The following is a 12,051-nucleotide window of genomic DNA, read 5'->3' as shown; positions in this document are numbered from 1 at the left end:
CCAGAGCAAATCCGATTGAGGCCCCCATGTCCAGCTTAGATTCTGTACCTAATAAAAACCGTACGATTTTTGGTACTCCCAAATTACCCGCCAAATACGCTACGGTTGTTATGCCATTTTTTCTATCAATTTTAATGAGTTGTATTGTATCTGGGATCAGTACCTTCAATGGTGTCGGTGCATCAGCACAATTTGTTGAGCTCTGGTTTAGCGCATGGTTTATCTCTTGGGTTGTTGCCTTCCCGACTCTATTGATGGTGCTCCCCTTAGTGCGAAAGCTAACCGCTGCCTTTGTGCAATTACCTTAAACTCACCTCTGCGTTTAATGCCGTTAAAGCCATTTTCTAAAATGGCTTTTCCTTCCCCCAGTTTGCCCTCGCAACTCTAATAACCTAGTAGAGTACTAGGATTTACAGTCGATTTACACTTAGCTTTTATTCACACTTTCGTTGCTTTTATCGGCACAGCTCAAGCCTATCACCCCAAAATACCTCCCTATTCAACTCAAATATAATCAACTGATTTGGCTTAAATAATTTTCGAGAATGTTCTTAAGAATAAGTTTTACAACATTTTTGCTACGGTAATTCCCTCGCTAACAAACCGTATTTCGGCCCTTTATTTCCCAGTCAAAAGTACGACTCCTCCGACAAATCACAAATGAGAATGATTTGCATTTGTAATTTTTCAAATGCTAATTTATTCGCCGTTGCGCTGAGGCAGTAATCCTCAGCTTATGCGCAACACATGGAACCGATCCTGATCCGCAAGATAAGGGAATGACTCACTCGGCTGAGATAGAGAGAACCACTCCTAACTTGCCCATCAGCCGATGAAGACAACAACAGTTTCGGTTGGCAGCTGGAACTTAAGGAGGCGTAAGTGACTACCCCAAAAAAGGAAAATGATCGCAGGATTTTCGATCTACTCGGTATCGGCATAGGTCCGTTCAATCTCGGATTGGCCGCCCTAAGTGAACCCATCGATGGCTTTAGCTGTTTATTTTTAGATGCCAAAACCGAGTTTGACTGGCACCCCGGCATGTTGCTCAGCGCCTCTCGGCTGCAAACGCCGTTTATGTCCGACTTAGTGACCATGGCCGATCCCACAAGTCGCTATAGTTACCTGAATTTTGCCAAGCAAACTGGCAGGCTGTATCCCTTCTATATCCGTGAAAACTTTTTCCTGCCACGGAATGAGTATAACCAGTATTGTCAATGGGTTAGCAAACAACTCTCCAATCTGAGATTCGGTTTTAAGGTCACGCAATTAGATTACAACGCTGGTGAAGGTATCTACCATGTAACGGGGGTTGATAGACGCAGCGGCCAGCCCCAAACCTATTTGTGCCGAAAACTGGTGCTCGGCACGGGCACCACGCCCTATGTGCCCGACAATTGCCCAATACACGATCCCCGCGTGATGCACAGCGCCAGCTATATGCAGCAGAAAACTTACCTGCAAAGCCAAAGCGCCATTACCGTGATCGGCAGTGGGCAAAGCGCGGCGGAAATCTTTTACGATCTGCTGCAAGATGTTGATACCTATGGTTATCAATTAAATTGGATGACCCGCTCGCCACGCTTCTATCCGCTGGAATACACCAAACTCACCCTAGAAATGACTTCGCCAGATTATGTGGATTATTTCCACGAACTGTCGCCGGAAAAACGCAGCCGCTTGATTGCAAATCAAAAATCCCTCTACAAGGGGATCAATGCCGAGTTAATCAACGATATTTATGATCTGCTTTACCAAAAACGTTTAGTCAGCGATATCCAATGCCAGCTGCTGACCAACGTGGCGCTCGATAAGATAGAGACCTCGGGCGATAAGCTGACACTCAAGTTCAACCACCTCGAGCAGGAATATGCCCTCGAACAACAAACGGGCGCCGTCGTCTTAGGTACTGGCTATCAATATCGTTTACCCGAGTTTATTCAAGGCATTAAATCACAAATTGAATTTGATGATCGCGGCCAACTCGCCATCCAGCGGGATTATGGCATCGATATCAGAGGCGATATTTTCATCCAAAATGCGGGCCTGCATACCCATGGCATCAGCTCACCGGATCTGGGCATGGGCTGCTACCGCAATGCGACGATTCTGCAAGCGGTTTTAGGTTACGCGCCCTATCCGATTGAAGACAGTATCGCCTTCCAAACCTTCGACCCAACTAAGATCCGTGCGCAGCAAAACCAACCCACAAGCAGCACCCACTCAGCCATAACAGCCACACCAAGCAAGACGGTATCTTCGGCGGCGCAACCTACGCAGCATCGTAATTCTGAGCCACAGGCCGCGCTGCGGATAAGCCCTTCGGGCGGCAGCGTGTCGGTGTTGATGGCACCGCACAAGGAGGCGCAGTAATGGCCAGACATTGGAGTCGCCACTGTGCGGCCTCACTCTCAAAACCCATTGTGATTGGTGAGTTTGTGTTTAAACCGCTCAATCTCCCCCAACACCTCGCTATGTTGCAGAGCTGGTTTAACCAAGACTATGCCCGCTTTTGGGGTATGCAGGGGATGAGTCTCGATGCACTTGCTGAGGCGTTGGCGCCAAGCGAGCACAAGCTTGCGCTGATAGGTGAATGGCAAGCCAAACCGCTGTTTATGGTGGAGTTGTACGATCCCGCCCACGATGAAGTGGGTGAGCACTATACCGTGGAGCGGCTCGATTGCGGTATGCACCTCATCCTCGCGCCGCTTGAGGGTAAGCCTGTTCATGGCTTGTCCGGTCAAGTGATGCAGGCTATTGCTGAGCTTATTCTCGAAAAGCTTGCCTTTAAGCGAATGGTGGTCGAGCCGGATCAGCAAAATCACAAAATTCACCGCTTAAATAGCCAAATTGGGATCCGCTACCAAAAAGCGATTCAACTGCGCAGCAAAGCCGCATTCCTCGGTTTTTGTAGCGCCCAGAGTCGCCAATTAGCGCAAAAGACCAGCGCACTTTTAATGCCGCGCACTGCAACTCAAGCGACTCAAACAACACATGCAACCCAGCACCCCATGCAACCGCAGTTAACCCTATCACTTCACAGGTAAACCGATGAACTTAGCCACTAACCGCGCATTACTCAAGCCATTCACTCAAATCGAATTCCCCACGCTGGAGGCAGCTGCCCACACGCATGTTCCCGCTCACTTAATACCGGAATATTGGCAGGCGGCCAATCGCCATTTGGTGAAAAAAATCCTCTGCGAATTTACCCATGAGAAGATCATCACCCCACAGATATACCGCCAAGCGGCAGGCATCAATCACTATGAGCTGAGGCTCAAGGACTGCACCTATTACTTCAGTGCGCGCCATTATCAGCTCGACCACCTTGAGATAGAAACCGGTTCGATTCGGGTCAGCAGCGCGGGCCAAGACAAGCCACTCGATGCCATGAGTTTGATTATCAAACTGAAAGATGCCTTAGGCATAAGTGAAACTCTGTTGCCCACTTACCTTGAGGAAATCACCAGCACCCTCTACAGCAAGGCCTACAAGTTGGCCCATCAAGCCATCCCCGCCGCAACACTCGCTAAGGCAGACTATCAAACCATTGAGGCGGGCATGACCGAGGGGCACCCAGTGTTTATCGCCAATAATGGCCGCATTGGTTTTGATATGCAGGACTATGACCAATTTGCCCCCGAGAGTGCTAGCGCGCTTCAGCTAGTGTGGATTGCGGTGCGTAAGGACAAAACCACCTTCTCCGCCCTCAAAGGATTAGACCATGATAGCTTGTTAAAACAGGAGCTTGGTGAACAGTTCACCGAGTATCAACAACACTTAAGCGCAAAGGGACAAGCGGCCGATGGCTTTTATTTTATGCCCGTTCATCCTTGGCAGTGGCGCGAAAAAATTACCCGCACCTTTGCTGGCGAAATCGCCCGTGGCGACATTATTTATCTCGGCGAAAGCCAAGATTGCTATCAAGTTCAACAATCGATCCGCACCTTCTTTAACTTAACTGCGCCGCAAAAATGCTACGTCAAAACCGCGCTTTCTATCCTAAACATGGGCTTTATGCGCGGGCTTTCGCCGCTGTATATGAGCTGCACCCCGCAGATCAACGCTTGGGTGGCCAACCTTATCGAAAGCGACAGCTATTTTGCCGAGCAAGGTTTTGTGATCCTAAAAGAAATCGCCGCAATCGGTTATCACCACAGGTATTACGAAGAGGCACTTACCCAAGATAGCGCCTATAAGAAAATGCTGTCGGCGCTGTGGCGCGAGAGTCCGTTGCCGCATATTGAGCCGCAGCAAACCCTGATGACCATGGCGGCGCTATTACACGTCGATCATCAGGAGCAAGCCCTACTTGCCGCCTTAATCGCGCACTCGGGCTTAAGCGCCAAGGAGTGGGTCAAGCGCTATCTCAACCTCTACTTATCACCGCTATTGCACGCCTTCTTTGCCTACGATCTGGTGTTTATGCCCCATGGCGAGAACCTGATTTTAGTGCTCGATGCCGGCATCCCAGTCAAAATATTGATGAAGGATATCGGCGAAGAAGTCGCGGTACTCAACGGTAGCGAGCCACTGCCGCAAGAAGTGCAGCGCCTTGCGGTCGAGCTTGAGGAAGAGATGAAGCTCAACTATATCTTGCTCGATATTTTTGACTGTATTTTCCGTTATTTAGCGCCAATTCTGGATAAGCAAACCGAGGTCAGCGAAACGCTGTTTTGGGAGCTTGTGGCAGACAATGTACGCGACTATCAAGCGCAGCATCCGCAGTTGGCGGACAAATTTGCACAATACGATCTCTTTAAAGACAGCTTCGTTCGCACTTGCCTGAATCGCATTCAGCTTAATAACAACCAGCAGATGATTGACCTAGCCGACAGGGAGAAAAATCTGCGATTTGCGGGCGGGATTGATAATCCGCTAGCCGCCTTTAGGCAAAGCCATGCCTTTGGAAATCAGAAGCTTAAACCCAAACCCTAAATCACTTTTAACCTTGAGTGGGCCCACGCCCACTCTGGGCACGCGTCTGTGCCCAAAAACAACCTAGTCAATCAAACAGCCTAAATGGAATTTAAGATCATTATTATGAAAACCTTCCCCCTCAACCGACTCGCGGCGCACTGCCAACTCGTCATCAAACGCCCAGAGCTAATCCTCTGCTCTGCCATACTCAGCACGCCCTATGCTTATGCCAATGCCAGCGATACCCAGAAAAAATCCACTAAAGACATTGAAATCATTAATGTCGTTGGCGCTAAGGATCTCCACGATAATCGCTATAAAACTCAGGCGATGAATACGGCCACGGGTCTAGATTTGTCCTATTTAGAAACGCCGCAATCCGTCACCTCTGTTACCAGTCAAATGATGCATGACCAACAACTAAACAGCGTCATCGAAGCCATGACCAGCGTGGCCGGCATCAATGCTCGGCCCATGGACAACGACAGATACAGCATCAGCTCCCGCGGAATTGCGGTCACTAGTATTCTTTACGATGGCGTGCCCACCACCTATGACACTCGTTTTAACTACGGCGATAACCTTATCGATACCGCCATCTACGAGCGGGTGGAAATTGTCCGTGGCGCCACAGGGTTAATGACGGGTGCGGGTAATCCCTCGGCCGCGATTAACCTTATTCGTAAACGCCCGACCCAAGAATTTATGGGCAGCACCTCAGTGAGTGTCGGCTCATGGAACAATCTGCGCGGCATGGTCGATTTATCCAGCGGCTTAAATGACAGTGGTAGCATTCGTGGCCGTGTTGTCGCCGCCTATCAAGATAAGGAATCCTTCCAAGACAGATATGAGCAACAACGCACCACCCTCTATGGCATTGTTGAAACCGATATTACCGCCAGCACACTGCTTACCTTAGGCGTGGATTATCAAGACACCACGCCCGAAGGCACAATGTCCGGCGGTCTGCCGCTGTTCCACAGTGATGGCAGCCGTACAAATTACGATCGCGCTACCTCTACCGCCCCCGATTGGGCCTCGGCGCATACCCAAGGGCTCAATACCTTCGCCAGCCTTGAACATCGTTTTGATAACGGTTGGGAGCTAAAAGGCACCTACAGTTACGGCAATAACTCACTGAAATACGATGTACTCTGGGCTACAGGCTATCCTGATCCGGTAACAAACATAGGCGCAACCGCAGGCTCAATCGCCTATGTCGACGGTAGTCGTACCCAACATAACCTCGACTTACGGGCACAGGGAATGTTTGCCCTGTTTGGCCAAGAACATCAACTCACCTTTGGCTGGACGGTTCAGCGCCAAGAGTTTGCCAACCCTTACTATTATCCTACGGCCGCCGTGCCGCCCTTGGGTGATTTTCGCGATCCTAACTTCCAGTATCCAAAACCTCAGTGGAAGGAGACTCACACCACGGGATCCTTCGGTGAAACCGAGCAAAGCGCCGCCTATGTGGCCACGCAGCTCAATCTGACCGATGCCTTGGCATTGCTTGCGGGGCTGCGCCTGAACCAGTGGCAAACCGACCAAGATAACTTTGGCAGCAAGTATGATTTTAAGGTCAACAATGAGCTCACCACCTATTTTGGCCTGACCTACGCTCTGGGCGAGCAATACTCGCTTTACGCCAGTTATACGGATATTTTTGCGCCGCAAACCTTGCAGCGCATCGATGCCAGTTACATCGATCCCGTCAAAGGCAAAAACTACGAGGCGGGCATTAAGGCCAGCTTGATGGATGAAAGCTTAGATATGTCGTTGTCGGTATTTGAAATTCGCCAAGATAATGTTGGCGAACGCACTGGTGATGTGTTGCCGGGCACCACTATTCCTGTGTATCGAGAGCTTAATGGCACTAAGACCCAAGGCTTTGAGTTTGAATCCACGGGCAAAATCACCGATGACTGGAATATCTACTTCGGCTACACCCAATTCAGCACCGACGATCCTAAGGGCAATCGCATCAACACCACTTCCCCTCGCCAGCAGCTAAAACTCTTTACCACTTATACCTTTAGCGGCGATTGGAACAAGTTGCAGCTTGGCGCTGGGGTTAATTGGCAAAGCCGTGTCTACCAAACCGTGAACTCGCCCTTAGGCAGAGTCGAGGTTGAACAAGACTCCTACGCATTGGCCAGCCTAATGGCAAGTTATGCCTTTACCGAGCAGCTAAAGCTAAGCGCCAATGTGCACAACGCCTTAGATAAAACCTATTACAGCCAAGTGGGTCAATATAGCCAGTTCCAATACGGCGCCCCACGCAGCATGAGCGTGAATTTGGATTATCGCTTCTAACAGGCTGTCAATAACCAGTTGTTCATCAATGAAAACTGCGGAGAGTAGACTCGCCGCAGTTTAATCAATTTAAGCCAAAGGAGTGATTATGGCGCGCCAAGGAGAATCAGTCCCTGCCTTAGTCAAGCTTTACAGTAAGACTAATAAACCTGATCTTACCGAGCAGTGTCATCACAAACCCTCACAGAGTCTAGGCACTGTGGTCTGCGTGCAAACAACCGACTTAACAGCGCTAAGCCAAGTAGATTTAACTCAAGTAGCTCAGGAGTTTAATCAGTGCCTAGCGCAGCACGCCCCATTTTATGCCCAGCATTTTGTGGCAACCACTAAGCCCCAAGGACTCAGTGTTGATACTTGGAGTCAGCCAGCCGTTTATCAGCAGCTATTACTGGACTTTGCCAAGGCCTATCCACCCTTGGGGAAAACCTCATCTTCCATCCCGACAGAAAATATTCCCGAGCAGATTTTGCTCAGCCATAGCCATAATTCCAAAGCCCTGCACTCGCTCTGGGGGCAGTGGTATTTCGGTCTGTTAGTGCCGCCTATGCTGGAATGGATTATTAACGCGCCGCACTCGCTCGCTAGCACGATTGAGCAAATTGAGCTGATTGATATAGCGCCTGAGCATTTTTATCTTAGGCCCCACGATTCGGGCAGAGTCGCGGGTTTTGAGTTTCAATTAACACTAACTCCTCAGGTGAAAACCGCCATAGTAAAAGCTGCCATAGTTAAAACCACGGTCTTAACGCCCCACCGCGAACGACAACTTATTAAGTGGATTCAACGCCATCTAGTCCCTAGTGTTGAGCGATTAACCGGTTTAAGCCCAACACCCGCCAAGCTGTATTGGAGCCATTTAGGCTATCTTATTCACTGGTATTTAGGCGAAATGGCATTGCCAAATATTGAATTTGAACACCTTAAGGAACTTCTATTTAACACAAAAGCCTTTGAAGATGGCGAGGCGAATCCACTCTACAATAGCATTAATCTGCTGCCCGCCTCAGCTTCTCACGCTGACAATATTCGCCGCGTATGCTGCTTAAGGTATCAACTCACCAACAGTCATCGCTGCGGCGATTGCCCATTAGCCACGCGCGCCCAAGCCAAACGTGCCGCGCAAGCTTAGCCTTATCGGTCAGGCAACTTATAAGGGCAACATGGATTGCAACAGCCGTTCGCGCCGCTTTCATGCAACAGTTAGCAATCGGTCACCTTTCACGGCTTTTTCCCTCTAGCCCCCCGTGCTACACTCAAGCCCACGTCTTCTTAACACGATTATTTATGAAACAACTGCTTGATTTTCTGCCCCTCATTATCTTTTTTGCCGTCTATAAATTTTTCGATATTTATATCGCCAGTGGCGCCTTAATCGCAGCCACCGCACTGCAATTAGTCGTGACCTATGCGCTGTACAAAAAATTGGAGAAGATGCACCTTATTACCTTCGCTATGGTGACAGTGTTTGGCACCCTCACCTTAGTGTTCCATGACGATGCCTTTATCAAGTGGAAAGTCACTATTATTTATGCTTTATTTGCCCTAGCCCTTGGTGTGAGCCAGCTACTCAACAAGTCGATTTTAAAGTCCATGTTGGGTAAAGAGATGAAGGTGGCCGATAAGATTTGGGCACACGTAACTTGGTACTGGGTGAGCTTTTTTGCCATCTGTGGCCTAGTTAATATCTATGTCGCCTTTAGACTGCCATTAGAAACTTGGGTGAACTTTAAAGTGTTTGGCCTCACCGCCTTAACCCTGATTAATACCGTTATCACCGTCTTTTACCTTTACAAACATCTTCCCGAAGATCAACGCAAGGAACTCAAATAATGTGGTATATGATTTCAGCTCAAGATGTTGAGAACAGCTTAGAAAAACGTTTAGCAGCGCGCCCTGCGCATTTAGCACGCTTACAGGAACTGGCCGATGAAGGTCGTTTGCTGGTTGCAGGTCCACACCCCGCTATCGATAGCGAAAACCCAGGTGATGCGGGTTTTAGCGGCTCATTAGTGGTTGCGGATTTCGATTCGTTAGCCACGGCTCAAGCCTGGGCAGATGCCGATCCTTACTTCGCGGCGGGCGTATATCAAAGCGTTGTGGTAAAACCCTTTAAACGAGTTCTCCCTTAATGAAAATCGTTTCTTTCAATATCAATGGATTGCGTTCTCGCCTGCATCAATTGCAAGCGTTAATCGACAGCCATCAGCCCGACATTATCGGCCTGCAAGAAACCAAAGTGCACGATGAAGCCTTCCCGCTCGCCGAAGTCGAGGCCATGGGCTATCACGTGCATTACCACGGTGGCAAGGCGCACTATGGCGTAGCCATGCTCTCCAAAGTCGCCCCACTTAAGGTGCAAAAGGGGTTTGCAACCGATGAAGAAGATGCCCAGCGCCGTATGATTATCGGCACCTTTGCTCAGGCCAATGGCCGTCCGTTAACTGTGTTGAATGGTTATTTCCCTCAAGGCGAAAGCATCGACCATCCGACAAAGTATCCTGCTAAGCGTAAGTTTTATCAGGACTTAATGGCGCATTTGCACGCTAATCATAACAACGATGAAGATATCGCCATCATTGGGGATATCAATATTTCGCCCATCGATTTGGATATCGGCATTGGTGAAGTCAACCGCAAACGTTGGCTAAAAACCGGTAAATGCAGCTTCCAACCCGAAGAGCGTGAATGGCTGAAAACCCTGCAAGATTGGGGATTAGTGGACACCTTCCGTCAACTACACCCCGACCGCAGCGAGCGTTATTCATGGTTCGATTACCGCAGCAAAGGCTTCGATGATAACCGTGGCCTACGCATCGATGTGATCTTAGCTACGCCGTCACTGGCTGCGCGTTTAGTCGAATCCGACGTCGATTACGATCTGCGCGGCATCGATAAACCCTCAGATCACGCGCCAATTTGGAGCACCTTTAAAGAAGCTTAATCAGCTAACGTTCGACCATCTTAGTAGATATAAAACATCGGCTTAGGCCGATGTTTTTGTATGAGAGTGAGTACTTTAAGTGTAGGCTTTATAGGCGAGCCATGGTATTCGCTCGACGACACGGTGAATAGAAACCTAGGGTTTCTAAGCTTATGAACGAGAGCCATGGTCGTTCTCATGCGTCCCTGCATTGCACGACATTCAGGCGTCCTGCCTATCAGATGGCAAACAGGCCTTTAAACAGGGATGTTGTTCAAGTCCATCCGTAGATGCAGGGCTGCTCGTCTGATGTGAATGGATTCACGAATGCCTTGATGGCATGGATGCCAAAGAGCGGCCATGGGGCGGACGGTCGTCTCGCTAATCACCATGACTCACCTGTTTAGCATCGGCGAAGCCTGTAAGTTTAAAAAAAGAATTACACAAAATGTTTTGGGACATTTTCGAGTTAAAACCTTAACTCTAACGCATCTGTTTCGGATAAAAATTTCTAAGGAGATAACGCTTTGCTAATGGACAGCCACAGTGAAACGTAGGCAGTGCCGTGGAAGTCGCGCTTTTTGTGGCGGAGCGAAATTAAGCAACTTGTTATATTAGCCCTTTACTGTTTAACACAACGACTTGCTCAAATGTGGCAAACATTTTTAGCAAGACTTGTTCATCAGGGAAATCTGAGCATCCCAAATTATGGGCTACTGTTAACTCCATCTCTTGAAGCTGAACACCGATAGATACTGTCGGATGGTCTGTTTCATATGAACCACACTTGAATGTTGCACTCTCAGAGTTGGATTTTCCGAAATATCCAATTCGAGACAATTTGAGAAAGTTATTGTTATCAACCAAGTTGATTAAACTTTGGAATGCTCCTGCCTCAAGAGTGCCCCTATATGCCCCGATTTTGTCTACGTGGGCCCGACCAATAAACACAAAGTTATCATCAGGAAAAATATAAAAATCATAAACTGGACAAGTGCCGTAACAAGCTCCACGGCTAAAAGATACAACTTGTGCTTTGGTCGGAGAATCTGCCACCATCCTCTCTATTTGGGGCTGCCATTGCTCTGTATCAGAACATCCAAACAACAGAGTCAAAACTACTAAATAGATTACCTTTTTGATGATAGGTCTCCGATGGTGATTGGTTAATATAACGCCCGCAGCACGGGAAAATTGGAGCGCAGCGGAAAATTTGTCCCAAAGCCTGGAATTGTTAGAGCATACCATGCTACCCGCCTAACGAACTTATGGTGTTTTGTACGAAACCAATAACAAACAACCCAAAAGCCATTAAACCCAGCACCACAGGCACTCCGACGAAAATACGAAGGCTATTAGGCATGCACTTAAAGAACTGCGTACTCAATACGAATTCGCCTGTCGATTCCAATATCACCCACGAATAAATCCGGCCACCCAATATAAATCAATAACATAATGCACTTTATGTTTGCCTACAACTTGTCCGAGTTAAAATGGTTTAAATAGGGACCATCAACAATCGCGGGGAGAGCATCTAAGGCAAAAAATTACGCTAATTCCTTCAAAAATGCGGTATTTCAGACGAGGTAAATTGGCCCGTAGTGCTTGGGATGTGTTCTGGATGGGGGCTTTTGAAGTGATATAAGCCGTTGTCAGTTACTGTAAAAGTGCTGGCAGCTTGCCGCAAAATGCCGTCGTCGCTTTTCTAAGTGTTCGCAGTAATCGGTCAGTTCTTGTAATGTGCCTACTGGACCATGAAATAGTTTGCCAAACTCGGTGGTTAGTTTGAGCCAATTATCATGGGGGATATTTAATCTGTTCAGTATCTTGGTACTACTTTCACTGATGTATCCACGTTTATCATTGCGAATAATTCGGCCCGTATCATC

General features: G+C 48.4%; 10 protein-coding genes and 1 pseudogene. 9 read left to right on the top strand and 2 right to left on the bottom strand.

The window, feature by feature from the left end:
* Positions 1-26 precede the first annotated feature (26 nt).
* The 9 genes from SHD_RS01630 (at position 27) to xthA (ending at position 10,180) form a co-directional block, all read left to right on the top strand.
* Positions 27-308, top strand: coding sequence for a DUF2798 domain-containing protein (locus SHD_RS01630; RefSeq protein WP_023265553.1), 282 nt, complete (start codon positions 27-29; stop codon positions 306-308).
* 574 nt (positions 309-882) lie between these two features.
* Positions 883-2,373 carry a lysine N(6)-hydroxylase/L-ornithine N(5)-oxygenase family protein gene (locus SHD_RS01625; RefSeq protein ID WP_023265552.1) on the top strand — a complete coding sequence of 497 codons (1,491 nt, stop codon included), beginning with the start codon at positions 883-885 and terminating at the stop codon, positions 2,371-2,373.
* Entirely contained in the window at positions 2,373-3,047 is a 675-nt protein-coding gene (locus SHD_RS01620; protein ID WP_023265551.1) for a GNAT family N-acetyltransferase, read from the top strand. The genes SHD_RS01625 and SHD_RS01620 overlap by 1 nt, the downstream gene beginning before the upstream one ends.
* A 4-nt stretch (positions 3,048-3,051) precedes the next feature.
* Positions 3,052-4,941, top strand: coding sequence for an IucA/IucC family protein (locus SHD_RS01615; protein WP_023265550.1), 1,890 nt, complete (start codon positions 3,052-3,054; stop codon positions 4,939-4,941).
* An 84-nt stretch (positions 4,942-5,025) separates the two neighbouring features.
* Entirely contained in the window at positions 5,026-7,239 is a 2,214-nt protein-coding gene (locus SHD_RS01610) for a TonB-dependent siderophore receptor (RefSeq protein ID WP_023265549.1), read from the top strand.
* An 88-nt stretch (positions 7,240-7,327) separates the two neighbouring features.
* A complete protein-coding gene (gene fhuF, locus SHD_RS01605) occupies positions 7,328-8,368 on the top strand; it encodes a siderophore-iron reductase FhuF (RefSeq protein WP_023265548.1) in 1,041 nt (346 codons plus the stop codon).
* A 155-nt stretch (positions 8,369-8,523) separates the two neighbouring features.
* Positions 8,524-9,069, top strand: coding sequence for a septation protein A (locus tag SHD_RS01600; protein ID WP_011716559.1), 546 nt, complete (start codon positions 8,524-8,526; stop codon positions 9,067-9,069).
* On the top strand, positions 9,069-9,368 hold the full coding sequence (locus tag SHD_RS01595; protein ID WP_011072939.1) for a YciI family protein: 300 nt from the start codon (positions 9,069-9,071) through the stop codon (positions 9,366-9,368). The genes SHD_RS01600 and SHD_RS01595 overlap by 1 nt, the downstream gene beginning before the upstream one ends.
* A complete protein-coding gene (gene xthA / locus SHD_RS01590; RefSeq protein ID WP_023265547.1) occupies positions 9,368-10,180 on the top strand; it encodes an exodeoxyribonuclease III in 813 nt (270 codons plus the stop codon). The genes SHD_RS01595 and xthA overlap by 1 nt, the downstream gene beginning before the upstream one ends.
* A 588-nt stretch (positions 10,181-10,768) precedes the next feature.
* Here xthA and SHD_RS01585 read toward each other — a convergent pair.
* On the bottom strand, positions 10,769-11,215 hold the full coding sequence (locus SHD_RS01585) for a DUF6438 domain-containing protein (protein ID WP_152526549.1): 447 nt from the start codon (positions 11,213-11,215) through the stop codon (positions 10,769-10,771).
* A 599-nt stretch (positions 11,216-11,814) separates the two neighbouring features.
* Positions 11,815-12,051 (bottom strand): annotated as a pseudogene (locus SHD_RS01580) (transposase); the annotation flags it as partial.

Origin of the sequence: Shewanella decolorationis S12, assembly GCF_000485795.1 — a bacterium.
In the GTDB taxonomy this organism is placed as follows: Bacteria; Pseudomonadota; Gammaproteobacteria; order Enterobacterales; family Shewanellaceae; genus Shewanella; species Shewanella decolorationis.
This window is presented reverse-complemented; position numbering and strand designations above follow the sequence as displayed.

Excerpts from the sequence above, each read along its gene's own strand:
- SHD_RS01630 (WP_023265553.1), top strand. The coding sequence starts at position 27 with ATGTCCAGCTTAGATTCTGTACCTAATAAAAACCGTACGATTTTTGGT.
- SHD_RS01620 (WP_023265551.1), top strand. The coding sequence starts at position 2,373 with ATGGCCAGACATTGGAGTCGCCACTGTGCGGCCTCACTCTCAAAACCC.
- SHD_RS01615 (WP_023265550.1), top strand. The coding sequence starts at position 3,052 with ATGAACTTAGCCACTAACCGCGCATTACTCAAGCCATTCACTCAAATC.
- SHD_RS01610 (WP_023265549.1), top strand. The coding sequence starts at position 5,026 with ATGGAATTTAAGATCATTATTATGAAAACCTTCCCCCTCAACCGACTC.
- fhuF (WP_023265548.1), top strand. The coding sequence starts at position 7,328 with ATGGCGCGCCAAGGAGAATCAGTCCCTGCCTTAGTCAAGCTTTACAGT.
- SHD_RS01600 (WP_011716559.1), top strand. The coding sequence starts at position 8,524 with ATGAAACAACTGCTTGATTTTCTGCCCCTCATTATCTTTTTTGCCGTC.
- SHD_RS01595 (WP_011072939.1), top strand. The coding sequence starts at position 9,069 with ATGTGGTATATGATTTCAGCTCAAGATGTTGAGAACAGCTTAGAAAAA.
- xthA (WP_023265547.1), top strand. The coding sequence starts at position 9,368 with ATGAAAATCGTTTCTTTCAATATCAATGGATTGCGTTCTCGCCTGCAT.